Annotated in this window: 21 protein-coding genes and 2 pseudogenes; 10 read left to right on the top strand and 13 right to left on the bottom strand. The window is 73.8% G+C overall.

The genetic code is table 11. From position 1 onward, the window contains the following. Positions 1–92 precede the first annotated feature (92 nt). Together AC0VYN_RS30310 and AC0VYN_RS30305 are read left to right on the top strand one after the other, a co-directional pair. Positions 93–467: a hypothetical protein gene (locus tag AC0VYN_RS30310; RefSeq protein WP_475537016.1), complete on the top strand. Its 375-nt coding sequence runs from the start codon at positions 93–95 to the stop codon at positions 465–467. A 95-nt stretch (positions 468–562) separates the two neighbouring features. Further along, a complete protein-coding gene (locus AC0VYN_RS30305) occupies positions 563–1,987 on the top strand; it encodes a S28 family serine protease (RefSeq protein WP_475533540.1) in 1,425 nt (474 codons plus the stop codon). 45 nt (positions 1,988–2,032) lie between these two features. Here the strand turns inward: AC0VYN_RS30305 and AC0VYN_RS30300 are convergent, their stop codons facing one another. The 3 genes from AC0VYN_RS30300 to AC0VYN_RS30290 all read right to left on the bottom strand — a co-directional run bounded on the left by AC0VYN_RS30300 (position 2,033) and on the right by AC0VYN_RS30290 (position 5,910). Next, the gene (locus AC0VYN_RS30300; protein ID WP_475533539.1) at positions 2,033–2,677 is read right to left on the bottom strand and encodes a hypothetical protein; all 645 of its coding nucleotides are present in this window, start codon (positions 2,675–2,677) and stop codon (positions 2,033–2,035) included. 117 nt (positions 2,678–2,794) lie between these two features. Then, on the bottom strand, positions 2,795–4,639 hold the full coding sequence (locus AC0VYN_RS30295; RefSeq protein WP_475533538.1) for a glycoside hydrolase family 3 protein: 1,845 nt from the start codon (positions 4,637–4,639) through the stop codon (positions 2,795–2,797). Between the two features lie 332 nt (positions 4,640–4,971). Next, on the bottom strand, positions 4,972–5,910 hold the full coding sequence (locus tag AC0VYN_RS30290; RefSeq protein ID WP_475533537.1) for a LysR family transcriptional regulator: 939 nt from the start codon (positions 5,908–5,910) through the stop codon (positions 4,972–4,974). Positions 5,911–6,047: 137 nt separating this feature from the next. On the opposite strand from AC0VYN_RS30290, the gene AC0VYN_RS30285 reads away from it, so the two are divergent. The 3 genes and pseudogenes from AC0VYN_RS30285 to AC0VYN_RS30275 all read left to right on the top strand — a co-directional run. Continuing rightward, complete coding sequence (locus AC0VYN_RS30285; RefSeq protein WP_475533536.1) at positions 6,048–7,034, top strand: EamA family transporter; 987 nt, start codon at positions 6,048–6,050, stop codon at positions 7,032–7,034. After that, a pseudogene (locus AC0VYN_RS30280) lies at positions 6,955–7,435 on the top strand (GNAT family N-acetyltransferase); the annotation flags it as partial. The gene AC0VYN_RS30285 and the pseudogene AC0VYN_RS30280, both read left to right, overlap by 80 nt. Before the next feature lie 441 nt (positions 7,436–7,876). Continuing rightward, positions 7,877–8,734, top strand: a pseudogene (locus AC0VYN_RS30275) (DUF2637 domain-containing protein); the annotation flags it as partial. 134 nt (positions 8,735–8,868) lie between these two features. Here the strand turns inward: AC0VYN_RS30275 and AC0VYN_RS30270 are convergent. Further along, the gene (locus AC0VYN_RS30270; protein WP_451687972.1) at positions 8,869–9,669 is read right to left on the bottom strand and encodes a sugar phosphate isomerase/epimerase family protein; all 801 of its coding nucleotides are present in this window, start codon (positions 9,667–9,669) and stop codon (positions 8,869–8,871) included. 373 nt (positions 9,670–10,042) lie between these two features. After that, a complete protein-coding gene (locus AC0VYN_RS30265; protein ID WP_385473370.1) occupies positions 10,043–11,089 on the bottom strand; it encodes a LacI family DNA-binding transcriptional regulator in 1,047 nt (348 codons plus the stop codon). Between the two features lie 248 nt (positions 11,090–11,337). Here AC0VYN_RS30265 and AC0VYN_RS30260 point away from each other — a divergent pair, with 248 nt between their 5' ends. The 3 genes from AC0VYN_RS30260 to AC0VYN_RS30250 are packed head-to-tail and all read left to right on the top strand — an operon-like array spanning position 11,338 to position 14,473. Continuing rightward, positions 11,338–12,489, top strand: coding sequence for a Gfo/Idh/MocA family protein (locus tag AC0VYN_RS30260; protein ID WP_475533535.1), 1,152 nt, complete (start codon positions 11,338–11,340; stop codon positions 12,487–12,489). Then, entirely contained in the window at positions 12,486–13,637 is a 1,152-nt protein-coding gene (locus AC0VYN_RS30255) for a dihydrodipicolinate synthase family protein (RefSeq protein ID WP_475533534.1), read from the top strand. Before AC0VYN_RS30260 ends, AC0VYN_RS30255 begins: the two co-directional genes overlap by 4 nt. Beyond that, positions 13,634–14,473, top strand: a complete 840-nt coding sequence (locus AC0VYN_RS30250) for a sugar phosphate isomerase/epimerase family protein (RefSeq protein ID WP_475533533.1) — start codon at positions 13,634–13,636, stop codon at positions 14,471–14,473. Before AC0VYN_RS30255 ends, AC0VYN_RS30250 begins: the two co-directional genes overlap by 4 nt. A gap of 161 nt (positions 14,474–14,634) precedes the next feature. On the opposite strand, the gene rbsD is transcribed toward AC0VYN_RS30250, so the two are convergent. The 6 genes from rbsD to AC0VYN_RS30220 all read right to left on the bottom strand — a co-directional run bounded on the left by rbsD (position 14,635) and on the right by AC0VYN_RS30220 (position 21,262). Further along, a complete protein-coding gene (gene rbsD / locus AC0VYN_RS30245) occupies positions 14,635–15,024 on the bottom strand; it encodes a D-ribose pyranase (protein ID WP_451687966.1) in 390 nt (129 codons plus the stop codon). Then, positions 15,021–15,926, bottom strand: coding sequence for a ribokinase (locus tag AC0VYN_RS30240; RefSeq protein WP_475533532.1), 906 nt, complete (start codon positions 15,924–15,926; stop codon positions 15,021–15,023). Before AC0VYN_RS30240 ends, rbsD begins: the two co-directional genes overlap by 4 nt. 135 nt (positions 15,927–16,061) lie before the next feature. Further along, positions 16,062–18,017, bottom strand: coding sequence for an ABC transporter permease/substrate-binding protein (locus AC0VYN_RS30235; protein ID WP_475533531.1), 1,956 nt, complete (start codon positions 18,015–18,017; stop codon positions 16,062–16,064). After that, positions 18,007–19,536, bottom strand: a complete 1,530-nt coding sequence (locus AC0VYN_RS30230) for a sugar ABC transporter ATP-binding protein (RefSeq protein ID WP_475533530.1) — start codon at positions 19,534–19,536, stop codon at positions 18,007–18,009. The genes AC0VYN_RS30235 and AC0VYN_RS30230 overlap by 11 nt, the downstream gene beginning before the upstream one ends. After that, positions 19,533–20,573 carry a LacI family DNA-binding transcriptional regulator gene (locus tag AC0VYN_RS30225; protein WP_475533529.1) on the bottom strand — a complete coding sequence of 347 codons (1,041 nt, stop codon included), beginning with the start codon at positions 20,571–20,573 and terminating at the stop codon, positions 19,533–19,535. Before AC0VYN_RS30225 ends, AC0VYN_RS30230 begins: the two co-directional genes overlap by 4 nt. A 203-nt stretch (positions 20,574–20,776) precedes the next feature. Continuing rightward, entirely contained in the window at positions 20,777–21,262 is a 486-nt protein-coding gene (locus AC0VYN_RS30220) for a carboxymuconolactone decarboxylase family protein (RefSeq protein ID WP_385465826.1), read from the bottom strand. Between the two features lie 135 nt (positions 21,263–21,397). On the opposite strand from AC0VYN_RS30220, the gene AC0VYN_RS30215 reads away from it, so the two are divergent. Together AC0VYN_RS30215 and AC0VYN_RS30210 are read left to right on the top strand one after the other, a co-directional pair. Beyond that, the gene (locus AC0VYN_RS30215) at positions 21,398–22,384 is read left to right on the top strand and encodes an RNA polymerase sigma-70 factor (RefSeq protein ID WP_475533528.1); all 987 of its coding nucleotides are present in this window, start codon (positions 21,398–21,400) and stop codon (positions 22,382–22,384) included. Positions 22,385–22,456: 72 nt separating this feature from the next. Further along, positions 22,457–23,074: a TOPRIM nucleotidyl transferase/hydrolase domain-containing protein gene (locus AC0VYN_RS30210; protein ID WP_475533527.1), complete on the top strand. Its 618-nt coding sequence runs from the start codon at positions 22,457–22,459 to the stop codon at positions 23,072–23,074. A 19-nt stretch (positions 23,075–23,093) separates the two neighbouring features. Here AC0VYN_RS30210 and AC0VYN_RS30205 read toward each other — a convergent pair whose 3' ends face one another. Beyond that, entirely contained in the window at positions 23,094–24,452 is a 1,359-nt protein-coding gene (locus AC0VYN_RS30205) for an ankyrin repeat domain-containing protein (protein ID WP_475533526.1), read from the bottom strand. 55 nt (positions 24,453–24,507) lie between these two features. Further along, positions 24,508–24,918: an ATP-binding protein gene (locus AC0VYN_RS30200; protein ID WP_451687952.1), complete on the bottom strand. Its 411-nt coding sequence runs from the start codon at positions 24,916–24,918 to the stop codon at positions 24,508–24,510. Positions 24,919–24,948: the final 30 nt, after the last annotated feature.

Here is a 24,948-nt window from a genome sequence, read left to right as displayed (position 1 = left end):
CGCAACCATTCGACCGGTCCGCCGCGTCCGTACTTCCGTACGTCCGTGATCACCGTACGGAAGGGGCCGCCGTGGGCAGGGACGGTGCCGGGATGCGCCGCCGGCTGACGGCCGGCGCGGCCGTACTGACCGCGGCCGGACTCCTCGCGGTCGCGGCGCCCCACGACGCGCGGGCGGCCACGGCGCCCTGCGGGGGCCGCAAGGTCCGGACGCTGCCGTTCTCCACCGGGTCGGTCCACGTGTACAAGCGCGGCGGCTACGTCTGCGCCGTCACCGTCCCCCAACGGCCCGGCGCCAAGCGGAAGATGACCGTCAGCGTGCAGGCGCGCGGCGGCCGGCCGGTCGTCGACACGGGCCGCTACACCTACCGCGCCGGCCCGGTGACCGTGCATGCCGGACAGCGGTGCGTATGGGTGCGCGGCGGCGTCGACCGGGGCGCCGTCAGCTCCGGCTGGATCCTCTGCTGAGACCGCTCCGCTGCTGCCATTTCCTCAGCTCCCCTGGTGTTCGGGTGACTTGCTCCGATAGCTTCCGGCGCACATCTGTTTCCCAGGGAGGGTGCATGCGCAAGGCGCTCAGATGGCTGCTGGCGCTCGTGGTGCTCATAGGCACCGTCAGCACGGCGGGAGCGGCCACCGCCGCCGAGCCGAAGGCCGTCGACATCAAGGACCGGCTGCTGTCCATACCGGGCATGAGCCTGATCGAGGAGAAGCCGTACACCGGCTACCGCTTCTTCGTCCTGAACTACACGCAGCCGGTCGACCACCGGCACCCGTCCAAGGGCACGTTCCAGCAGCGGATCACCGTGCTGCACAAGGACGTGAGCCGGCCGACGGTCTTCTACACCGGCGGCTACAACGTCTCCACGAACCCGAGCCGGCGCGAGCCGACCCAGATCGTGGACGGCAACCAGGTCTCCATGGAGTACCGCTACTTCACCCCGTCCCGGCCCCAGCCGGCCGACTGGTCCAAGCTGGACATCTGGCAGGCGGCCAGCGACCAGCACCGCATCTTCGCGGCGCTCAAGCCGCTCTACTCCGAGAACTGGATCTCCACGGGCGGCTCCAAGGGCGGCATGACCGCCACCTACTACGAGCGCTTCTACCCGCGCGACATGGACGGCGTCGTCGCCTACGTCGCCCCCAACGACGTGGTGAACAAGGAGGACTCGGCCTACGACCGCTTCTTCGCGACCGTCGGCACCGAGGAGTGCCGCGACCGCCTCAACGGCGTGCAGCGCGAGGCGCTGGTGCGCCGGGCACCGCTGGAGAAGAAGTACGCGGCGTACGCGGCCGAGAACGGCTACACCTTCACCACCATCGGCAGCCTCGACCGTGCCTACGAGGCCGTCGTCCTCGACTACGTGTGGGGCTTCTGGCAGTACAGCACCCTGAACGACTGCGCGGACATCCCCGCGGACGCCGGTAACGCCACCGACGACGCGATCTGGGACTCGGTGGACACCATCTCCGGCTTCTCCGCCTACACCGACCAGGGCCTGGAGACGTACACGCCGTACTACTACCAGGCGGGCACGCAGCTCGGTGCGCCGACGATCCACTTCCCGCACATCGAGAAGAAGTACATCCGCTACGGCTACCAGCCGCCGCGCAACTTCGTGCCCCGGTCGATCCCGATGAAGTTCCAGCCGTCGGCCATGCGGGACGTCGACACCTGGGTGCGGCACAACGCCCACCACATGCTGTTCGTGTATGGCGAGAACGACCCGTGGGGTGCCGAGCGGTTCCGGCTCGGCCACGGGGCGCGTGACTCCTACGTCGTCACCGCCCCCGGCATGAACCACGGCGCCAACGTCGCCGGCCTGGTGCCCGGGCAGAAGGCCCTGGCCACCGCCCGCATCCTCGAGTGGGCCGGCGTCGCCTCCGCCACCGTCCAGGAGAACCCGTCGGCGGCCAGGCCGCTGGCGACGTTCGACGCCAGGCTGGACAAGCGGGACGTGCGGCACGAGTCGACGCTGCGTCCGTAGCACCGCCCGGGCCCCGGCCGCGTCCGGCCGTTGTGCGCACCGTGCTCACAGCGGCCGGGCGCAGCCCACCGGGCGCGCGGCGTCGTCGATGCGGACGAACAGGGCGGTCCCGGCCGGGCACCGGTCCCGGCCGGTGACCGCCTCGACCACCCGGTACCGCGGTCTCCGTTCGCCCTCGCCGCCGCACGCGGTCTCGCGGACCTTCCCGCTCCCGGCGTCGCGGACGCAGTCCCCGACGATGGTGCGCGGTCCGCCCCCGCCCCCCGGATCGCCGGGGTGCGGGGGCCGGAGCGACCGCATGCAGGCGTAGCCCCGGGCCACGGCGCCGTCCCCGTCCTCGTCGGCGGCGGGCCGCCGCTCGCTGATGTGCAGGACGAAGTCGGTGGTCGCCGGGCAGGGCGGCCCGCCCGACGCCTTCCCTTCGTGCCGGGCCACGACCCGGGCCGCCGCCCGCTCGCTCGAGCACGGCACCTCGGTGGGGCTCACCGCCCCGAAGGAGCTGCACTCGCCGGCCGCCAGGAACACCGCCCCGTGGCCGGACGGCCGGACGGCGGTCGCCGACGGCGCCTGCCCGGCGGGCCGCCCGGCCTTCTCCGTCCCCCCGGACGACGGGGCCTGACAGCCCGCCAGCAGCCCGGCGAGCACCGCCGGGAGCGCGCACAGCACGCCCGTGAACCGTCTCCCACGCATGGCAGTCCCCCCGGGTCCCCCGTCCAGCGTGGCCCGCCGCGGCGGGCGCACGCCAGACGCGCGGGGTGCTTTGCGCACGGTGACGCCGAGCGCCCCCGGCGCGCGGCGTAGGCCGCGCTACGCCCGGTACGACAGCCCGTGGCCGAGCGGGTACAGCACCGTCGCCGGGTCGTCCGCCCGCACCACCGGCACGGGCAGCTTCCCGCGCGGACGCACCTTCCCGGCGATGACCCGGGCCGCCGCCCGCACCTCGACGTCCGTCCACGAGTACGTGGCCAGGCAGGCGGGGACGGCGGGGAGCTGGGCCACGTCGTACGGGTTGCGGACGGCGACCGCCACCACCGGCTTCCCGGTCGCCAGCAGCCGGTCGACCAGCGTGCGCTGGCTGCTGCCCGCGGTGACGTTGTACGTGGCGACGACCACCGCGTCCACGTCCCCGGCGGCGGCGACCGCCCGGTCGACGACCGCGGCGGACGGCGCGGTGCCCGTGGACAGCGCGGTGGCCGTGAAGCCCAGTTCGCCCAGCGCGCCCGCGAGGGTGCTGGTCGGCGGGCCCGTCGTGCCCGACGGGGAGGCGGGATCGGCGCCGACGACCAGCAGTCTCGGCGTCCGGCGGCGGGAGAGCGGCAGCAGGTGCCCCTCGTTGACCAGCAGGGTGGTGCTCCGCTCGGCGATCCGGTCGGCGGCGGCCAGGTGCCCCCGGGTGCCGACCGTGCGGTCCACGTCCCGGCTCGTGGTGTAGGCGTCCTCGAAGAGGCCCAGCCTGGCCTTCAGCCGCAGCACGCGCAGGATCGATTCGTCGAGCCGGGCCTCGGTCAGTTCGCCCTCGCGCACGGCCGTCAGGACCGCGTTCCACGCGAGGTCGAGGTTCGGCGGGTTGAGGAGCTGGTCGACGCCCGCCTTCAGCGCCAGCACCGGCACCCGCTCGTCGCCGTACTTCGTCCGCACGCCCTCCATGCCGAGGGAGTCGGTGACCACGACCCCGTCGTAGCCGAGTTCCTCGCGCAGGATGCCGGTGAGGATCGGGCGGGAGAGGGTGGCCGGGTCGCCGGAGTCGTCGAGGGCCGGGACCACGAGGTGGGCGGTCATGATCGAGTCGATGCCGGCCGCGATCGCCGCGCGGAACGGCGGCGCGTCCAGCTTCTCCCACTCGGCGCGGCTGTGCGTGATGACCGGCAGGCCGGTGTGGCTGTCGGTGGCCGTGTCCCCGTGCCCGGGGAAGTGCTTGGCGCACGCGGCGACACCGGAGCGCTGGTACCCCGTCACCTCGGCGGCCACCAGCCCGGCCACCGCCGCGGGGTCGGCGCCGAAGGAACGCACGCCGATCACGGGGTTGGCCGGGTTGACGTTCACGTCGGCGTCGGGGGCGTAGTCCTGCCGGATGCCCAGGGCGCGCAGTTCGGCGCCCGCGATCTGCCCGAGGGTGCGGGCGTCGGACCGCGAGCCGTTCGCGCCGACCGCCATCGCGCCGGGGAAGAGGGTCGCCGGCTCGCCCACGCGGGCCACTATCCCGTGCTCCTGGTCCGTGGAGACGAGCACCGGCAGCCCGCGCGGAAGCGACAGGGACGCCTTCTGGATGCCGTTGGACAGCTCGGCGATCTGGTGCGGGTCGCGGGTGTTGTGCGCCCACGCGAAGTAGATGATGCCGCCGACCCGGTACCTGGCGACCAGCTCGGCGGCCGTGCGGACGCCGATCTCCTTGAGGTTGGCGTCGATGTCGGCCTGGTCGGGGGCGGTGGCGGAGTGGCCGTAGACCCGCATCACGAAGAGCTGGCCGACCTTCTCCTCGAGCGTCATGCCGGAGATGAGGGCACGGAGCCTGTCGTCGTCCGGCCGGAGGCGGCCGGCGTACGCGGTGCCGCCTGTCGCGAGCACCGCGGTGACGCCCGCGGTGGCCGCGAGGACGGTACGTCTGGAGGGTCGTCCGGTGCTTCCCGTGCCGGCCGTGCTGCTGTCTTGCACGTGCGCTCCTTCCGGAGTGATCCGCTGGGGAATCGCTGCAGAGCTGCTGAAGGAAACTTCCAAGGAGTCACCAATATCCGGGAAGTTTCTGCCAGTCAAGGGAGCGCACAGGAGTCGTCCCGCGGGCCGCCGCCGGCGCCGGGGAGGGAGGGCGCCGACGGCGGCGTGCTGCCGGCCGCGGTACGGAGGAGAGGGTGGTCGGCGGCCGCAGCCGGCAGCGAGGCCGACACCGCACCACGACAGACTCGTCCGGCAGCGTGCGGATGGGACGGGCGGGGCCCGGTCCGGGTTCCCCGCCGGGCGCCCGGTGTCCGAAGCCGGTGCCGGCGGGGTCAGCGGGACACCGGGGACGGGGCCGGGCCGGCGTGCGCGGAGACGGCCGGCCAGTGCGCCCGCAGGGCGCGCACGGTCTCCGCGATCGCCGGACGCCGGGCGGCCCCCGTGCGCCACAGCGCGTACAGCCGCCGCACGGGCATCGGATCGAGCGGCACCTCCACCACTCCGGCGGGCAGCGGGCCGCGCCCCAGCCGGGGGATCACCGCGATGCCGAGCCCGGCGGCGACCAGGGCGACCAGGGTCGGGTTCTCGTCGGCCTGGTGGACGATGTCCGGCTCGTGCCCGGCCGTCCGCAGGGTCCGCATCAGCCAGTCGTGGCAGACCCGTCCGGGCGGCTGGCAGATCCAGCGCTGCCCGCCCAGCTCCGCGCGCCGTACGGGCCCGCGCCCCGCGAAAGGGTGCCCCTCGGGGACGAGCAGGTCGCACAGGTCCTCGCCGATCGGCGCCTGCTCCACGCCGGCCGGGGCGGGCAGCGGCGCGATGTCCCAGTCGTGGGCGACGACGAGGTCGACGGCGCCCTTCGCCACCAGGTCCACGGACAGGTGCGGGTCGGCCTCGCTCAGCCGGGCGTCGAGCGCGGGGTGGCGTGCCGCCAGGACCGCCAGCACGGCAGGCATCAGCCCGCGCGCCGCCGACGGGAACGCGGCGATGGTCAGCCGCCCCGCCGGCACCCCGCGCCGCTCCTCCAGCTCGGTCTCCGCGCGCTCCACGAGGGCCATGAGTTCCCGGGCGGTGGCTGCCAGTTGCCGCGCCTCGTCGGTGAGCCGCACGCCGCGGCCCTCCCGCTCCAGGAGCACCGTCCTGGTCTCCCGTTCCAGCTTGGCGATCTGCTGGGAGACGGCGGACGGGGTGAAGCCGAGCGCGGCGGCGGCCGCCCCGACGGTGCCGTGCACGGAGACGGCGTGCAGGGCACGCAGGCGCTGGAGGTCGAGCATGTCGGCTCCCGGGTCGCGAGGGGGCGGACGCGAGGGGCGGAGTGCACCGCCGGCCTGCCCATTGATTAGCGGTGCTTCATCCAACCATGCAGCAATCATCGCTGGTGCTGCACGGTCGGGCGGGCGATCCTCGTCGCATGCGACCTTCCCACCTCGCTCTCGGCGTGCTCGTCGCCGCCGTCTGGGGCGTCAACTTCACGGTCATCGAGATCGGCCTCGGCCACTTCCCGCCCCTCCTCTTCTCCGCCCTGCGCTTCCTGGCGGCGGCCCTGCCCGCCGTCTTCCTCGTGGGCCGCCCGAAGGTGGCCTGGAAGTGGATCGTGGCGGTGGGCCTGGTGCTCGGCGTGGCGAAGTTCGGCCTGGTCTTCGTCGGCATGGACGCCGGCATGCCGGCCGGCCTGTCGTCGCTGGTGCTCCAGGTCCAGGCGGTGTTCACCGCGGTGATCGCGGCGGCGGTACTGGGCGAACGCCCCACCGGTGTGCGGGTGCTGGGCATGCTGGTGGCCTGCGCCGGCATCGGCGTCGCGGCCGTCGACGAGGGCGCCTCCGGCCCGCTGGGCGCCTTCGCGATGGTGGTCGGCGCGGCGGCCGCCTGGGGCCTGTCCAACGTCCTGACCCGCAAGGCCTCCCCGCCCGACGCGCTGAACTTCATGGTGTGGGTGTCCACCGTCCCCGTCCTGCCGCTCCTCGCGCTGTCCCTGCTGACGGAGGGCCCCTCCCGGGACCTCGCGGCCCTGCGCGGCCTGGACTGGCAGGGCGCGGGCACGCTGCTGTTCGTCGCCTGGATCTCGACGGTCTTCGGCTTCGGCGCCTGGGGCTGGCTGCTGCGCCGTCACCCGGCCTCGACGGTCGCGCCGTTCTCCCTGCTGGTCCCCGTGTTCGGGATGACGTCGGCGGCCCTGTTCCTGGGCGAGCCGGTGACACCGCTGCGGTGGTGCGCTGCGGCTCTGCTCGTGGGCGGGGTGGCGCTGACGTCGGTGACCCGCCCGCGCCGCCGGGGAAACCCGTTCGACGGCGGCGGGACCGGGCGGAGGAATCCGGCCGGTGACGTTCACGCTGAAGGCACCGGTACTCGAGGGCACGTCGGTACGGCTGGAGCCGTCGGGTCCGCGGCACGCGGCTGACCTTGCCGTGGCGGCGGAGGAGGAGCGCGGCACCTACGGGTACACCTGGCTTCCCCGGGCCGAGGAGGTCGACGCGTACCTCGCCGCCCAGGCGGGCCAGGGCGGCGACGGGACGGCCGGCGCCCTTCGCGCAGATCTCCCTCGCCACCGGACGGGCGGTCGGCGCCACGGCGTACCGGGAGCCGCGGTCGTGGCTGACGGAGGACCGGCTCGACGCCGTCGAGGTCGGGTTCACCTGGCCGGCGCGCTCCGCCCAGGGCACCGGCATCAACGCCGCGTCCGAACTGCTCCTGTTCCGGGGCGCCTTCGAGGTCCGGGAGGTCGCGCGGGTCGACCTGAGGACGGACGCCCGCAACAGCCGCTCGCGCGCGGCCGTCGAGTCGGCCGGCGCGGCTGGAGAACCGGGTCGCGTCCCGCGCGCGCCGGAAACCCCCGGGGCACAATCCCCCGGAAACGACGGGCGGACGGACGCCGGCACGGATTACTAGTCTGGATAATCCTTCACTCGTTTGCCGCGCATCCGGATGAGGCGGGCCACGTTAGTGAGGGCATGACCAAGGTAACTGGGGGGAAGTGCCTCCCTTGGGCTTCCGGGCGGAAGAACAGGGCGGGGGACCGAGTGGTTCCATTGGGTTCCTACGCTTATATTCCGGCACCGACGCGCGCGGCGACCCCGGCGAACGGCATCCTGACAAAGGGGGGGACACCCGTCGCGCTCCGGGAGACCGAGCCGATTCTGCGGGATTTCCTGAATGTCATGGGCGAGCTCCAGGACGACCTCGCCGGACGGTGGGCCGCCATGAGGGAACGGCCCGTCTTCTCGCGGGCCGAGTGACCGGGCCGTGCACGACGAAGAAACGTATTACGGACCGGATTACTCCCCTTACGCGGAACCTCCCTACGAGGCGGGCCACGGCCGTCACCGGGCCCCGGACGACGACCTCTCGATGCCCCTGCCGGACATGTCCTGGGACCCGGCCGAGGAGCTGGCCTTCATGCTCCAGGACGCCCTGGAGGAGCAGCTCCCCGAGCCGTCCGCCGTCCACGGCGAGTCACCGGCCGCGGTCCCGGCGCCGGGCAGCCCCCTGCAGAACCTCCAGGAGATCACGGCCGAGCTGCCCCCGCTGAGAGCCACCGCCCGCAGCCACCGCAAGGTGCGGGAAAGGCGCGGCCCGCGAGGACTCCAGGCGGTCAGCTACTTCATCGCCGCCGCCATCACCGTCATCGCCTCCGCGGTCAGCCTCTTCGGCGGCATGATCGCCTACGATCCGCTGCGCCTCGTCGCGCTGACCCGCCTGCGGACGGACGCCGTCTCGTGGTGGCCGCTGCTCGTCTACGGGCCCTGGCTCGCCGCGTCGCTGTCCGTCCTGCGGGCGGCGCTGCACCGGCGTCGCGCCGTGCACTCCTGGTGCGTCGTCCTGGCGTTCTCGCTCATCGCGATGCTCCTGTGCGTGGCCGCCCAGACACCCAGGACGGTGGTCGACGTCGCCGCCGCAGCCCTGCCGGGCCTGGCCTCCCTGACCTGCTTCCAGCAGCTCGTCCGCCAGATCACCCTCACCCGCCCGCCCCGGCGTGCCGTGCCCCGGCACCGCCTGCGGTCCTCGTCCCCGGAGCGGGCCGACGCGGCCCGGGTGCCCGACCCGGCACCCGACCGGGGCACCGGCGCCCCGGGCGCGCGGCGTGACGGGACACGGCCCGGCGACGGTCACCGGCCGCAGCCGGACCGGGCGGCGGAGTCTCCGCAGAAGACGTACGTGATCAGCGACAACCGGCCGCTGCGGAACCAGGCGCAGCACCCGCCCGGTTCCTTCCCGCATCCCCGGCGTGCCGGTCGTCAGGCCGACTCGTTGAGCAGCCGGTCGAGGTGACGGCGGCCCTCGTCCAGCAGGCCGGGCAGCGGGGCGGCCGCCTCGTACCAGCGCTTCTCGTACTCCCAGCACAGCCAGCCGTCCCAGCCCTCGCGGGAGAGCACCTCCACGCACTCGGCCAGCGGCAGGACGCCTTGGCCGAGCGGCAGCGGAGTGGTGTCGTCGACGGAGGCGATGTCCTTGACCTGGACGTAGCCGAGGTGCGGGGACAGCGCCGCGAAGGTGTCCATGGGCTGTTCGCCGCCCAGCCAGGTGTGCATGACGTCCCACAGGGCGCCGGCCTGCCGGTGGCCGACCAGGCCGAGCACGCGCATCGCGTCGGCGCCGGTGCGGTGCGAGTCGTGGGTCTCCAGCAGGATGCGCACGCCCGCGTCGGTGGCGTACTCGGCGGCGGTGCCCAGACGCCGGGCGGCCGTCGCGTCGGCCTCGTCGGGGCTCTGTTCGGTGCCGCCGCCGGGGAAGACCCGGATGTACGGGGCGCCCAGGTCGCGGGCCAGGTCGAGCAGGCCGCGGATCTCGGCGACGACGGTGTCGTCGTCGCCGGGCGCGGCGACCCGCGCGTACCCCGCGACGCAGAGCACCTCGACGCCGGCCGCCTCGAACGCGGCCGCGGCGTCGGCCCGTTCGCCGGGGGAGAGGCCGGGGTTGACCGGCTCCTCGGGATGGGCGCGCAGTTCGACGCCGTGGTATCCGTGATCGGTCGCGAGCCGCAGCACGTCGGGCAGCGGCAGTCCGGGCAGGCCGAGAGTGGAGAACGCCAGCTTCATGCCCGGGGACCATACCCGCGATCCGCCCGCGGATTCCCCCACCACGAAGGTGTCGCGACCGAACCCGCCCCAGCGAGCCGGAGCGCGCCCGCCCTCAGCCCGGTGGCCGTCCCAGCGGACCGAAGCGTGCCGTCCCTCAGCCCGGTGGCCGTTCGAGGGGGCCGGAGTGTGCCGCCACCCAGCGCCGGTGCGGTCTCGAGGGGCCGGAGCGCGCTCTCCCCCAGTTTCGGGGCCGTCTCGGAGGGCCGCCGGTGACTTCCAGCCCGTCCGGCGTTCGAGGACGAGGCCGTCCAGGCCGAAGCGGGGGCCCGGGGGCGGCAGCCCCCGGACGACGCCCGCACGGACGCCCCGCACCGCCCGGGAAACGGCACCCTCATTTCCGGGGAACCCCGGAGGACCCCCGCACCATCAACTCCCCCCGCACCGTCGCGATCCCCCCGGGCGGCGCCTCCTCGCGCCCCATCGCGATCCGCCCCGCCCGCGCCCCCGCCTCCGCCAGCGGCAGGCGGACCGTCGTCAGCGCGGGCACCGCGTCGATGCTGAACGGCAGGTCGTCGAAGCCGGCCACCGAGACGTCCGCCGGTATCCGCAGCCCGGAGTCGCGCAACGCCGCGCACGCCCCCAGCGCCACGGTGTCGTTCGCGGCGACGACCGCGGTCAGGGACGGGTCCCTGCGCAGGAGTTCGAGCGTGGCCTCGTAGCCGGACTGCCGGTCGTAGCGCCCGTGGACCGTCCAGCCGGCGTCCTCCTCGATGCCGTGCGCGGCCAGCGCGGCCCGGTGCCCCTCCAGCCGGTGCCGGGTGGTGGTCCGCTCCTCGGGGCCCGCGATGTACCCGAGCCGCCGGTGCCCGAGCCCGATCAGGTGCTCGGTCAGCTCCCGGCCGCCCCCGCGGTTGTCGAAGGTCAGCGCGACCGCCCCGGTCTCCGGCGCCGGCGGCCGCCCGCACAGCACCACCCGCGTCCCGGCCTCCGACAGCTTGCGCAGCTTCGCCGCCACCGCCGCCTGGTGCGCCGCGTCCTCCATCGCCCCGCCGGTCAGGACGACGGCCGCCGCGCGCTGCCGCTGCAGCAGCGTGAGATAGGTCAGCTCGCGCTCCGGGGCGCCGCCGGTGTTGCAGACCACGGCGAGTCTCTCGCCGCCGGCTCTGCCGCCCGGCCCGCCGATCTCGGACTGGATCGCGCCGGCCATCACCCCGAAGAACGGGTCGGCGATGTCGTTGACCAGGATGCCGACCAGGTCGGACGTCGCGGCGGCCAGGGCGCTCGCGGGGCCGTTGAGCACGTAGTCCAGCTCGTCGACCGCCTTGAGCACCCGCTCGCGGGTGGAGGCGGCCACGGGGTAGTTCCCGTTCAGTACGCGCGACACCGTCGCGGGGGAGACCTGGGCGCGGGCCGCCACGTCCGCCAGTGTCACCGTCATGTCCTCGTCCTCCGGTCGCGCTCTCGTCGTACGCCGTCGTACACGGGCCCGGGTCCGGCCCGGTTCCGTGCCGACCTTACGGCCACCGCCTGGGAGTTGTTCGCCCCCTCGAACAACTCGCCCGGAACGCGGTCTTGTCCGGACCGCCGTCCACAGGCTAGCTTCATAGTGAATAGAAAGCGCTTGCTGTATCGCCTCTTCCGATCCTCGGCGTATGCGGCGCGCGGACCGCGTACGAAGGGAACGACGTGACACGCAAGACGGTGCGTATCGCCATGAACGGTGTGACCGGACGCATGGGTTACCGGCAGCACCTCGTCCGCTCCATCCTGGCCATCCGCGAGCAGGGCGGCCTCGACCTCGGCGGCGGCACCGTGCTGTGGCCGGAGCCGGTCCTGGTGGGCCGTCGCGAGCACGCGCTCAGGGAGCTGGCCGAGCGGCACGGGCTGGAGCACGTCTCGACGGACGTGGACGCGGTCCTCGCCGACGAGAGCGTCGAGATCTACTTCGACGCCCAGGTGACCTCGGCCCGCGAGGAGGCGATCAGGAAGGCGATCGCCGCGGGCAAGCACGTCTACACCGAGAAGCCGACCGCCACCGGCCTGGAGGGCGCCCTGGAGCTCGCCCGCCTGGCGAACGCGGCCGGCATCAGGCACGGCGTGGTCCAGGACAAGCTGTTCCTCCCGGGCCTGCTCAAGCTCAAGCGCCTCATCGACGGCGGCTTCTTCGGCCGGATCCTGTCCGTGCGCGGCGAGTTCGGCTACTGGGTCTTCGAGGGCGACTGGCAGTCCGCCCAGCGCCCCTCGTGGAACTACCGCGCCGAGGACGGCGGCGGCATCGTCGTCGACATGTTCCCGCACTGGGAGTACGTGCTGCACGAGCTGTTCGGCCGGGTGCGGTCCGTCCAGGCCCTCACCGCCACCCACGTCCCGCAGCGCTGGGACGAGAACGGCAAGCCCTACGACGCCACCGCCGACGACGCCGCGTACGGCGTCTTCGAACTGGACGGCGGCGCCATCGCCCAGATCAACTCCTCCTGGGCGGTCCGCGTCAACCGCGACGAACTCGTCGAGTTCCAGGTGGACGGCACCGAGGGCTCCGCCGTCGCGGGCCTGCGCAACTGCCGCGTCCAGCACCGCTCCGCCACCCCGAAGCCGGTCTGGAACCCGGACATCCCCGCCACCGAGGTCTTCCGCGACCAGTGGCAGGAGGTGCCGGACAACGGCGAGTTCGACAACGGCTTCAAGGCCCAGTGGGAGCTGTTCCTGCGCCACGTCTACGCCGACGCCCCCTACCACTGGGACCTGCTGGCCGGCGCCCGCGGCGTCCAGCTCGCCGAGCTGGGCCTGAGGTCCTCGGCCGAGGGCCGCCGCCTCGACGTGCCGGAGATCGCGCTGTGACCCTCCACCTGCCCGACGCGAACGGCACCCTGCGCACCTACGAGCCGCGCGCCGAACCCCTGGCCCTCTCCACGGGAAGCGCTTTCACGTCCCGTACGGTCTTCTCGGCGGCGCACGTCGTCGCCGACCCGTACGCGGACACCACGCCCGACGGGCCCGCCGCCGTCGACTGGGACGCCACCCTCGCCTTCCGCCGCCACCTGTGGTCCCACGGGCTCGGCGTCGCGGAGGCCATGGACACCGCCCAGCGCGGCATGGGCCTGGACTGGGCCGGCGCGGCCGAACTGATCCGCCGGTCCGCCGCCGAGGCGAAGGCGTGCGGCGGCCGCATCGCCTGCGGCGTGGGCACCGACCAGCTCACCGCCGGCACCCTCGCCGAGGTCCGGGCGGCCTACGAGGAGCAGCTCGCCGTCGTCGAGGAGTCGGGCGCCCAGGCCATCCTGATGGCCTCCCGCGCCCTCGCCGCCGCGGCCCACGGCCCCGAGGACTACCTGGAGGTCTACGGCCACCTGCTGCGCCAGGCCGCCGAACCGGTCATCCTGCACTGGCTCGGCCCGATGTTCGACCCGGCCCTGGAGGGCTACTGGGGCTCGTCCGACCTCGACGCGGCGACGGACACCTTCCTGGAGGTCATCGCGGCCCACCCGGACAAGGTCGACGGCATCAAGGTGTCCCTGCTGGACGCCCAGCGCGAGGTCGACCTGCGCCGCCGCCTGCCGCAGGGCGTGCGCTGCTACACCGGGGACGACTTCAACTACCCCGAGCTGATCGCCGGCGACGACCAGGGCTTCAGCCACGCCCTGCTCGGCATCTTCGACCCCCTGGGCCCGCTGGCGGCCGAGGCGGTCCGCGTCCTGGACACCGGCGACACGGAGGGCTTCCGCGCCCTCCTCGACCCCACGGTCCCCCTCTCCCGCCACCTCTTCCAGGCGCCCACCCGCTTCTACAAGACGGGCGTGGTCCTCCTGGCCTGGCTCGCGGGCCACCAGAGCCACTTCACCATGGTCGGCGGCCTCCAGTCGGCCCGCTCCCTGCCGCACCTCGCCCGCGCCTACGAACTCGCCGACGGCCTCGGCCTGTTCCCCGACCCGAAGCTGGCCGAGGAACGGATGAGGACCCTGCTGCACCTGTACGGAGTGACCCCGTGACCGACCTCGCGCGTTTCAGCATCAACCAGATGACGGTCAAGCAGCTGTCGCTGCCGGACCTCGTCGACGCCTGCCGCGAGCTGGGCGTACCGGGCGTGGGCCTGTGGCGCGAGCCCGTCCAGGCGTACGGCGTGGAGGCCGCGGCCAAGCTGGTCCGCGACGCGGGCCTGTCCGTCACGACCCTGTGCCGGGGCGGCTTCCTCACCGCGATCGACCCCGGCGAGCGGGCGGCGGCCCTGGCCGACAACCGCCGCGCGGTCGACGAGGCGGCCGTCCTCAGCACCGACACCCTGGTCCTGGTCTCGGGCGGCCTCCCGGCCGGCTCGAAGGACCTGCGCGGAGCCCGCGAGCGCATCGCGGACGCCCTGTCCGAACTGGGACCGTACGCGGAGCGGCACGGGGTCCGCCTGGCCATCGAGCCGCTGCACCCCATGTTCGCCTCGGACCGCTGCGTGGTCTCCACCCTCACCCAGGCCCTGGACCTCGCCGAACGCTTCCCCGCCCACCAGGTCGGCGTCACGGTCGACACGTACCACATCTGGTGGGACGACCAGGCGCCCGCGCAGATCGCCCGGGCCGGCGCACAGGGCCGCATCCACACCTTCCAGCTCGCCGACTGGACGACCCCCCTTCCGGAGGGCGTCCTCAACGGCCGCGGCCAGATCGGCGACGGCGCGATCGACATGCGCGAGTGGAAGGGCTACGTGGAGGCCGCCGGCTACACGGGTGCCATCGAGGTCGAACTGTTCAACGACACCCTGTGGGCCAGGGACGGCCGGGAGGTACTGACGGAAACGGCACGACGGTTCGTGGAACACGCGGGGCCGGAAAAATAAATCTCTCCGAACCGTGCAACCCTCCCCGCCCCCCGCGGGTCGTACGTGGCATCAGGACGCCTGCGGGGGGAGATCCGGGGGGATCGCGGGGGCCTGAGGGGGAGGGGAACACGAGAGGGTCCGGTCGGTGACCGGGCCCTCTCGAAGCGTCCGGGGCCGGGTCAGAAGAAGACCCCGCACCGCAGCAGCACGTTCGCGTACGGGCGGGCCTCGCCGGTGCGGACCACCAGGCGGGCGCCCGCCGACAGCTCCTTCAGGCGCTCGTGCGGGACCAGTTCCAGGCCGGGGCAGCGGGCGTCCAGCAGTGCCGCCGCCTCCGCGTTGGCGTCCCGCACCTCCGTCGCCGCCGTCGCGCCCTCGATCACCAGCTCGGCCAGCAGGCCGTCCAGGACCTCGGCGAAGGACGGCACCCCCGCGCGGAAGGCCAGGTCGACGACGCGCGGGCCGTCGGGGACGGGCATGCCGACGTCGCAGACCAGCACGCCGTCGCCGTGGCCGAGTTCGGCGAGGGCCCCGGCGAGGTGGCGGTTGAGTATCCCGGCCCGCTTCACAGCGCCTCGACCTCCGCCGCCGTCGGGTACGACACCTGCGCCCCCGCCTTCGTGACCGCCGCCGCGCCCACCCGGGCCGCGTACGCCGCCGCCTCGGCGAGCGACGCGCCCGTGCCGAGCCGCCAGGCCAGCGCCGCCGTGAACGCGTCACCGGCGCCCGTGGTGTCCACGGCGTCCACCGCGACCGACGGGACACGGCGAACACCTTCCGCCGCCGAGGCGACCAGCGCGCCGTCCGCGCCCAGGGTCACGACCACCGAACGCGGCCCCTTGGCCAGCAGGAGGCCGGCCCAGTCCTCGGGGCGCTCGCTCGGGCACGCGTCGCCGAGGATCACCTTCGCCTCGTGCTCGTTGACGATCAGCGGGTCGCAGGCCGCCAGCACCTCCTGCGGGAGCGGACGCGGCGGCGACGGGTTCAGCACGAACCGGCCGTCCGGCGCGAGGCAGCGGACCACCTCCACGACCGTCTCCAGGGGGATCTCCAACTGCGCCGACACGACCCGGGAGGCGTGGAAGAGGCTGGCGGCGGCGCGGACGTCCCCCGGGGCCAGCCGGCCGTTGGCGCCCGGCGAGACCACGATGCTGTTGTCCCCGGACGGGTCGACGGTGATCAGCGCGACGCCGGTCGGGGCGCCGCCCACCAGGACGCCGACCGTGTCGACGCCGGCCGCCCGCTGCGAGTCGAGCAGCAGCCGGCCGTAGGAGTCGTCGCCGACCCGGGCCAGCAGGGCCGTACGGGCGCCGAGCCGGGCGGCGGCCACCGCCTGGTTCGCGCCCTTGCCGCCCGGGTGGACGGCCAGGTCGGAGCCCAGCACCGTCTCGCCGGCACCCGGCCGCCGGTCGACGCCGATCACCAGGTCGGCGTTGGCCGACCCCACGACCAGCAGGTCGTAGTCGTACATGAATCGCTCCCCGATCCGAGTGAAGCCGCCTGAAGCCCCGTGGCTCCCGGTGCGTCCCGGGAGTCCGCGTGGCGACGATCGATGCGGGCGGGCGGTCGCGCGACCGCCCGCCCGTGCACACGCCGTGTGCCCGTGTCAGCCCTCGAAGCCGGCCACGTTCTCCTTGGTGACCACCTTCACCGGCACCTTCACCATCTTCTCCACCTTCTTGTCCTCGGCGGTCCGCAGCGCGTTCCGCACGGCGATCCTGCCCAGTTCCCTCGGCTGCTGCGCGACGGAGGCGTACAGCGAGCCCGCCTCGACCGCCTTCAGCCCGTCCGGCGTGCCGTCGAAGCCGACGACCTGGACCGACTTGCCGGCCTTGGAGCCGAGCGCCTTGATCGCGCCGAGCGCCATCTCGTCGTTCTCCGCGAAGACGCCGTTGATGCCGGGGTGCGCCTGGAGCAGGTTCGTCATCACGTCCAGGCCCTTGGTGCGGTCGAAGTCCGCGGGCTGCCTGGCGACGACCTTGATCCCCGGGTAGGCCTTCAGGCCGGCCGCGAAGCCCGCCCCGCGCTCCCGGCTGGCGGAGGTGCCGGCCTGGCCCTGGAGGATGACGATCGTGCCCCGGCCGCCGAGCTTCTCGGCGAGCGCCTTGGCGCCCAGCCGACCGCCCTCGACGTTGTCGGAGGCGACCAGCGCGGCCGTGTCCGCCTTGTTGACGCCGCGGTCCACGGCGACGACGGGGATGCCGGCCTTGTTCGCGCCGCGCACCGCGGGGCCCGCGGCGTCGGAGTCCACCGGGTTGACGATGACCGAGGAGAGCGAGCCGCTGGTGAAGTTCTGGAGCTGGTTGGCCTGCTGGGAGGCGTCGTTCTGCGCGTCGGTGACCGTCAGGTCGACGCCCAGCTTCTTCGCCTCCTCCTGCGCGCCCGCCCGGATCTGCACGAAGAACGGGTTGTTGAGCGTCGACAGCGACAGGCCGATCTTCTGCGACTTGCCCGCCGAGGAGTCGTTGTGCAGCAGCGAGGTCGCGCCGACGACCGCCACGGCCACGACCGCCGCGATCACATAGGTGAGGGCCTGCTTGCCGCGGCCCCCGTCACCGGACGCCCCGGCCGCCCCGGTGGTCGCCCCCGCCTTGCGGCGCAGCGTGTCCAGCAGCACCGCCAGCGCGATGACGACACCGATCACGACCTGCTGCCAGAACGCGGAGACGGACAGCAGGTTGAGCCCGTTGCGCAGCACCGCGAGGATCAGCGCGCCGATCAGCGTGCCCGACGCCTTGCCGGTGCCGCCCGCGAGGGAGGCGCCGCCGATGACGACGGCGGCGATGGCGTCCAGCTCGTAGCCCTGCGCGGCCTGCGGCTGCGCGGAGGCCAGCCGGGAGGCGAGCACGATGCCCGCCGCGGCGGCGAACAGCCCGGAGAAGGCGTAGATGGCGAGCTTCTGCCGCTTCACCCGCAGGCCGGACAGCCGCGCGGCCTCCTCGTTGCCGCCGATGGCGTACATGGAACGGCCGATGTAGGTCCGGCCGAGGACGAGCGCCGTGATCAGACCCATCACGATCATCACCAGCACCGGCACGGGCAGCCAGCCGCCGAGCGTGTCGCCCAGGTGGGAGACCGAGTCGGGGAAGGCGATCGGCGAGCCCTGCGAGATGACCAGCGACAGACCGCGGCCCACCGACAGCATTGCGAGCGTCGCGATGAACGGCGGCAGCTTCCCGTACGAGATGAGGAAACCGTTCACCAGGCCGCAGGCGATGCCCGTGGCGATGGACAGCACCACCGCGAGCGCGACCGGCATCCCGGCCTCGGTGGCGCTCCACGCCAGCACGGTGGCCGACAGCGCGGCGACCGAGCCGACCGACAGGTCGATGCCCGCCGAGACGATGACGAAGGTGACGCCGAAGGCGAGGATCGCGGTGACGGCGGCCTGGACGCCGACGTTGAGGAGGTTGTCGGCGGTCAGGAAGTCGCCGGACAGCGCCGACATGGCGACGACGAGGACGATCAGCGCGGTCAGCGCGCCGTTGTCCAGCAGCAGGCGGCGCAGACCGCCCGGGGCGCCCTGCGCGCCCGGCGTGCTCTTGAGCGTGTCAGTGGCCACGGGAGGCCTCCGTTCCGTTGCTGTGGGGGGTGCTGACGGCGAGCGCCATGACGGCGTCCTGGGTGGCCCGGCCGGCGGGGAGTTCGCCCGCGACCCGGCCCTGGGCCATGACCACGACCCGGTCGCTCATGCCGAGCACCTCGGGCAGGTCGCTGGAGATCATGAGGACGGCGGCGCCGGCGGCGGTCAGTTCGTTGATGAGCTGGTAGATCTCGACCTTGGCGCCGACGTCGATGCCGCGGGTCGGCTCGTCGAGGATCAGCACCTTGGTGTCGGCCAGCAGCCACTTGCCGATGACGACCTTCTGCTGGTTGCCGCCGGACAGGGTGCGCACGTGCTGGCCGAGGCCGGCCATCCGCACGCCGAGCTGCCCGGCGATCCGCTCGGCCGCGTCGTGCTGTCCCCTGAGGTCGACGAGGCCCGCGCGGGAGGTCGACCGGAGGGTGACCAGGCCGAGGTTCTCCTCGACGGAGGCGTCGAGGACGAGCCCCTGGCCCTTGCGGTCCTCGGGGACGAGCCCGATCCCGGCCGCCATGGCGGCGTTCACGTCGTGGCGCCGCAGCGGGGCGCCCGCGACGTGCACGGTCCCGGCGTCGTAGGGGTCGGCGCCGAACACCGCCCGCACGACCTCGGTCCGCCCGGCGCCGACGAGCCCGGCGATGCCGACGACCTCACCGGCCCGCACCTCGAAGCCGACGTCGTGGAAGACGCCGTCGCGGGTCAGGCCCTCGACCTTGAGCAGCGCCTCGCCGGCGTCGCCGCGTTCCCGCGGGTACTGCTGCTCGATCGAACGCCCGACCATGAGCCGCACCAGCTCGTCCTCGGGCGTGGAGGCGGGCACCTGGCCGACGCTCCGCCCGTCGCGGATGACGGTGACCCGGTCGCCGAGGGCGGCGATCTCCTCCAGGTGGTGGGTGATGAAGACGATGCCGACGCCGTCCTCGCGCAGCCGCCGCACGATGGCGAACAGCTTCTCGACCTCCTCGGAGGTGAGCACGGCGGTCGGCTCGTCCATGATGAGCACGCGCGCGTTCAGGCTGAGCGCCTTGGCGATCTCGACCATCTGGAGCCGCGCGATGCCGAGTTCGCGCACCCGCGCGCGGGGCGACACGTTCACGCCCACCCGCTCCAGGAGCACCGCGGCGTCCGCTTCCATCCTCTTCCGGTCGATCATGCCGAACCGGCGCGGCTGGCGCCCCAGGAAGATGTTCTCGGCCACCGTCAGATCGGGGACCAGGTTGAACTCCTGGTAGATGGTGGCGACACCGAGCCGCTCGGAGTCCTGCGCACCGTTGATGCGCACCTCCTCGCCGCCGGCCAGGATCCGCCCGGCGTCGGGCGTGTAGGCGCCGGAGAGCATCTTGATGAGCGTGCTCTTGCCCGCGCCGTTCTCGCCGAGGAGCACGTGCACCTCGCCCCGGCGCAGGTCGAAGTCGACGCTGTCGAGCGCGACGACACCGGGGAAGGTCTTGCGGATGCCCTCGATGCGCAGCAACTCGTCGGGATCGCGGCTGCTCACGGCGTACTCCTTCGTACGGGGGACGGGGACGGGTCGTGCGGGGAGACGGCCTCGCCGCACGAGCGGCGGACGACGAGCCGGGCCGGCAGGGTGACGGACTCGCCGGTGCCGCCCTCGATGCGGTCGACCAGCGCGCGCACGGCGGCCCGCCCGAGGTCGCCCGTGGGCTGGGCGATCGCGGTGATCGGCGGGTCGGTGTGCACGAACCAGCGGATGTCGTCGAACGCGGCGAGCGCGATGTCGTCGGGGACGCGCATCCCCCGCGCGCGTACGGCGTCCAGGGCGCCGAGCGCCATCAGGTTGTCGGCGGCGAAGACGACCTCGGGCGGTTCGGGCAGGTCGAGGAAGCCCTCGGTGACCCGGCGTCCGCTGTCGGCCTGGAAGTCGCCCTGGCCGATGTAGGCGTCGGGCAGGGGGAGCCCGTACGCGCCGAGCGCCTCGCGGAAGGCGTCCACGCGCTCGCGGCCGGTCGTGGTGGCGGCGGGCCCGGCGATGATGGCGAGCCGCCGGTGCCCGAGCCCGTGCAGGTGCGCCACGAGGTCCCGGACCGCCGCCCGCCCGTCCGACCGCACCACGGGCACGTCCACGCCGGGGATCCAGCGGTCGACGAACACCATGGGGGTGCCGGCGCGCGCGGCGTCCAGCATGCGCGGGGAGCCGCCGTCGGTGGGGGAGACCAGCAGCCCGTCGATGCGGCGGTCCAGCAGCGTGGTGACGTGGTGGTCCTGGAGGTCGGGCCGCTCGTCGGCGTTGCCGATGATGACGCTGTAGCCGAGCGCGCGGGCCTCCTCCTCGACGGAGCGGGCCAGTTCGGTGAAGTAAGGGTTCAGCACGTCGCTGATGACCAGTCCGAGCGTGCGGGTCTGCGCGGTGCGCAGGGACCGGGCGACGGCGTTCGGGCGGTAGCCCAGCGCCTCGACGGCGGCCAGCACGCGCGTGCGTGCGTCCGGGCTGACGGACGGGTGGCCGTTGAGGACGCGCGAGACCGTCGCGACGGACACGCCCGCCTCGGCGGCGACGTCCTTGATGCTCGCCATCGCCGTTCCACCTCCTCGTGGAATCGATTACACGGAGGATTGGAATCGATTACACGATCGGATGGCAAGAGGCGGAGGGGTGGCTGAAACCCAATCGTGACCGGAAGTCGACGCCGTGGCCCGCGACGGCGGGACGTGCGGCGGCCCGGCCCGGACCGGAGAATTCCGGGCCGGACCGGGCCGAGGCGCCCGCCGCGGGTCGGTCAGCCCAGTGCGGCGGCGAACATGCCGGCCTCGTAGGAGCCGCCCGGCTGGTGCACGATCACCGCGAGCCGGTTGGCCGCGTTGATCAGGGCGACCAGGGACACCAGGGCGGCGGTCTGATCGTCGTCATAGTGCTTGCGCACCAGGGCCCAGGTCTCGTCGGACACTCCCTGGTGGGCGTCCGCGAGCCGGGTGCCCTCCTCGGCGAGCGCCAGCGCGGCCTGCTCGGCCTCGGTGAACACGGTCGACTCGCGCCAGGCCGCGACCAGGGCGAGCCTGACCGCCGTCTCACCGGCCGCCGCGGCCTCCTTGGTGTGCATGTCGATGCAGTGACCGCAGCCGTTGATCTGGCTGGCGCGCAGTGACACCAGCTCCTGCGTGGAGTTCGGCAGCGACGACTGGTGGATGAGCTGGGCGGCGCCGGCGAACCGCTTGGCGAACCGGGCGGCGAGCTCGTTCTCGAAGAGGTTGAATCGGATGTCCATGGCCTCGTCCTCACGGTGGTCGGTACGGAACGACCACAAGACGCCGACGGCCCGGATCCCGTGACGGGCGTGCGATGTGACGTATGCCATGGGGAGCGGATGTCACAGGACGGCGGTGACCGGCGTCCTGTGCGCATGACACCGTCACGGGCGAACGAGCGGGAGCTGCTGGTCATGAGCGAGAACGAGGACCGACGGGAGCGGGACGGCGACGCGGGCGCCGAGCGGCTCGGCGGCCGGCGCACGGACGTCGCCACGGACGCCTTCGTCACCCACCGCAACCTCCTCTTCACCGTCGCCTACGAGATGCTCGGCTCGGCGGCCGACGCCGAGGACGTGCTCCAGGAGACGTGGCTGAGGTGGGCGGGGGTCGACCTCGCCGAGGTGCGCGACCCGCGCGCCTACCTGGTCCGGATCACCACCCGGCAGTCGCTGAGCCGGCTGCGCACCCTCGGCCGCCGCAAGGAGTCCTACGTCGGATCCTGGCTGCCCGAGCCGCTGCTCACCACGCCCGACGTGGCCGAGGACGTCGAGCTCGCCGACAGCGTCTCGATGGCGATGATGCTGGTCCTGGAGACGCTCACGCCGACCGAGCGGGCGGTGTTCGTGCTCCGCGAGGTCTTCGACCTGGACTACGACGAGATCGCCGAGGCCGTCGACAAGAGCCCGGCCGCCGTCCGCCAGACCGCGCACCGGGCACGCGCGCACGTCGCGGCACGCCGGCCGCGCGGGGTCGTCTCGCCGACCCAGACCCGGGACGCGCTCGACGCGTTCCGGCGGGCGGTCGAGACGGGCGACCTCCAGGGGTTGCTGGACATCCTCGCGCCCGACGTCGTGCTGCTGGGCGACGGCGGAGGCATCAAGCAGGCCGTTCTGAGGCCGATCGTCGGGGCCGACAAGGTGGCCCGTCTCGTGATCGGCGGGCTGATGAAGCAGGGCGACGCCGTTTCCATGGGCCCGGCCCAGGTCAACGGCTACCCGGCCCTCATCCTCCGGCTCGACGGCGAGCTCGACACCGTGCTGGCGGTGCGCTTCGACGAAGGCCGCATCACCGGCCTCTACGCCGTGCGCAATCCCGAGAAGCTCCTGGGCATGCGGCAGGAGGCCGCCCTGCACCGCTGAGCGGGCGCCCGGGGCGGCGGGTACGGGGAAATTCGCTACCGCGCCGGCCGGCGAGGACGCAGACTCGGCTCCATGACGGACATGGGGGAGTTCCGGGACGCGGTCACCGCATGGGCGGCCGGTGGCCCCGGCGGGCCCGCACGCGAGCTGGCGGGGCGCCTGTCCGTACGGACGGCCGTGCTGCTCGAAGGACCGAGTGACGCGGCCGCCGTCGACGCGCTGACCGCACGCGCGGGCCGGGACCTGGCGGCGGAGGGCGTCTGCGTCCTGCCGATGGGCGGCGCGATGAGCGTCGGCCGCTTCGCCGGCCTCCTCGGCCCGTCCGGCCTGGACCTGCGCCTCACGGGGCTGTGCGACGAGCGGGAACGGGGCTACTACGTGCGTGCCCTGCAGCGGGCGAACGCGGCACCGCACGACCTCTTCGTCTGTGCGGCCGACCTGGAGGACGAACTCGTCCGCGCCCTGGGCGAGGACCGGGTGGCCGAGCTCGTAGAGGGGGAAGGCGACCTGCGCGCCCTGCGGACCTTCCTCCAGCAGCCCGCCCAACGCGACCGCACCGCGGCGCAGCGGCTGCGCCGCTTCCTCGGCACGAAGAAGGGCCGCAAGATCCACTACGGGCGCGTCCTCGTCGAGGCCCTGGAGGCCGACCGGACCCCCGCGCCGCTGGCCGGCCTGCTCGCCGCGCTCTGACGGCACCGGCGGCGCCCCGTCACGCGGAGGCCGGACGCTCCTTGTCCCACCTCCACTGCCAGAGCGCGGACCACCGGTGGTCGTCCTCGAAGCCGGGGGGCAGGGGCGTGATCCGCTCGATGGCGTCGGCGGTGCGCGGGTCGTCGCGCAGGGCGAGGCCGTAGGCCGCCTCCAGTCGGGCGATCAGGTCATCCTCGTCCAGCAGCGCGAACAGCGCGTCGGCGACGGCGGGCGTGCGGTCCCGGCAGGAGGCCAGCAACGCCGCGGCCCCGCCCCGCAGTCCGGCGTCCGGGTCTCCGGCCAGCGCGAGCAACGCCCCCACGGCCGGGCCGAGGGAGTCGTCGTCCGCCACGGCCACCCTGGCGGCGTGGAGCCGGGTCGCGGCGTCCGGGTCGCGGAGGAGGGCGAGCAGCGCGGTCCTGGCCCGGACCGTCAGGGAGGTGCCCGCACCGGGGAGGAAGAGTGGGGGGACCCGCCGCCGTACCCGGGGGTCGGGATGACCGGCGTGGCGCAGCGCGGCGACCTCCAGGGCGGGGTGTTCGTACTCGGAGAAGGCGTCGAGCACCCGCGCGAGCATCCCGGGGTCGGTCTCCTCCACGGCCGAGGCGGCCAGGAAACCGCCCTCCGTCTCCGCGTACGGGGAGTCGCACACGAGGACCCCCCGTACGCGCAGGTAGTCCACCACGAAGCGGCGGTGCGCCGGGTCGGGGTGGTGGCGGTGGGCGACCACGGCCGACCAGGTCTCGAAGCTGCGGCGTTGCAGGAGGACCCAGGTGACCTCCCACCAGGTCGCGTACTCCTCGTCCGGGTGTTCGAGGGCACGGGCGATCAGCTCGTCTACGGGCGTCAGGATGCGGAACGCCCACTCCAGCGAGGTCAGGATGCCGCCGTGCCCGGCCCGCACGGTACGGCCGCCGAGCGAGACCTGGTCGATCCAGTGGTACTCGTGAGCGTCGTCCCGCACGCGGACCGTCTCCGCCGGCCCCTGTGCGCCCGTCCGGCGCCGCAACTCCTCGGCCGCGCCCGTCTCGTACCAGCCGCGGGCGAGGTCGAGCAGTCGCTCGCGCGTCTCCTCCGGCAACCGCAGCCGGGGCTCTCTGCCCAGTACAGCGGTGACGACGGCCGGAGACCCACCGTCGACGGCCCGCCACAACGGAGTGGTCCCGTCCGGCAGCGCCCGGTCGGGGTCGGCCCCGCCCTCGACCAGCGCGTCGGCGACGCCGGCGTCGTACGCCGCGACGGCCGCGCACAGCACCGGCAGCCCGTCGTCACCGACCACGTCCGGATCGGCCCCCGCACCGAGCAACGCCCGCACGGCTCCCGCGTCCCCTGCCCGCACCGCCCCTACGAGCCGCCGGCCGGCCCCGTCACCACTCACCCGCCGAGCATCCGCCGGAAGCCTGCGTACGGACAAGCCATTTCTCGCGGCCCCGTCAGGCCGCCGCCAGCTCGCACCACACGTACTTGCCCCGGTTGCCGTGTCTGGCCAGCGGATGCCAGCCCCATACGTCGGCACAGGCCCGGACGAGGGCCAGGCCCCGCCCGTCCTCCTGCTCGGCCGCAGCGTCGAACGGCCGGGGCGGCTCGGGCGGTTCGGGATCCGCGTCCCACGCCCCGATCCGCAGCGTCCCCGGCGGCGACCAGCGCACGCGCAGGGCGGCGGGGCCCTTGGTGTGCCGTACGGCGTTGGAGACCAGCTCCGTCGCGAGGAGTTCGGCGACGTCGACGAGGCGGATCAGCCCGTGCATGGTGAGGATCAGGCGGAGGGTACGGCGGCTGACGGTGACGGCCCGGAGGTCGTTGGGGATGTAGAGGGAGTACTCCCAGGGCTCGTTCTCGGGCATGCGGAACTCCGGCGTGTGGATGAGGGGGTG

Source organism: Streptomyces sp. 63XJN7_1_ISO-PGPR-S23-121 (assembly GCF_056173025.1).
The sequence above is the reverse complement of the archived record's forward strand: the minus strand, read 5'-3'. Positions and strand labels throughout refer to the sequence as shown.

What these genes read in the sequence shown, in the direction of transcription:
- AC0VYN_RS30310 (WP_475537016.1), top strand. Translation starts at nt 93, where the DNA reads ATGCGCCGCCGGCTGACGGCCGGCGCGGCCGTACTGACCGCGGCCGGA.
- AC0VYN_RS30305 (WP_475533540.1), top strand. Translation starts at nt 563, where the DNA reads ATGCGCAAGGCGCTCAGATGGCTGCTGGCGCTCGTGGTGCTCATAGGC.
- AC0VYN_RS30300 (WP_475533539.1), bottom strand. Translation starts at nt 2,677, where the DNA reads ATGCGTGGGAGACGGTTCACGGGCGTGCTGTGCGCGCTCCCGGCGGTG.
- AC0VYN_RS30290 (WP_475533537.1), bottom strand. Translation starts at nt 5,910, where the DNA reads ATGCTCGACCTCCAGCGCCTGCGTGCCCTGCACGCCGTCTCCGTGCAC.
- AC0VYN_RS30285 (WP_475533536.1), top strand. Translation starts at nt 6,048, where the DNA reads ATGCGACCTTCCCACCTCGCTCTCGGCGTGCTCGTCGCCGCCGTCTGG.
- AC0VYN_RS30270 (WP_451687972.1), bottom strand. Translation starts at nt 9,669, where the DNA reads ATGAAGCTGGCGTTCTCCACTCTCGGCCTGCCCGGACTGCCGCTGCCC.
- AC0VYN_RS30265 (WP_385473370.1), bottom strand. Translation starts at nt 11,089, where the DNA reads ATGACGGTGACACTGGCGGACGTGGCGGCCCGCGCCCAGGTCTCCCCC.
- AC0VYN_RS30240 (WP_475533532.1), bottom strand. Translation starts at nt 15,926, where the DNA reads ATGTACGACTACGACCTGCTGGTCGTGGGGTCGGCCAACGCCGACCTG.
- AC0VYN_RS30225 (WP_475533529.1), bottom strand. Translation starts at nt 20,573, where the DNA reads ATGGCGAGCATCAAGGACGTCGCCGCCGAGGCGGGCGTGTCCGTCGCG.
- AC0VYN_RS30220 (WP_385465826.1), bottom strand. Translation starts at nt 21,262, where the DNA reads ATGGACATCCGATTCAACCTCTTCGAGAACGAGCTCGCCGCCCGGTTC.
- AC0VYN_RS30215 (WP_475533528.1), top strand. Translation starts at nt 21,398, where the DNA reads ATGACACCGTCACGGGCGAACGAGCGGGAGCTGCTGGTCATGAGCGAG.
- AC0VYN_RS30210 (WP_475533527.1), top strand. Translation starts at nt 22,457, where the DNA reads ATGACGGACATGGGGGAGTTCCGGGACGCGGTCACCGCATGGGCGGCC.
- AC0VYN_RS30200 (WP_451687952.1), bottom strand. Translation starts at nt 24,918, where the DNA reads ATGCCCGAGAACGAGCCCTGGGAGTACTCCCTCTACATCCCCAACGAC.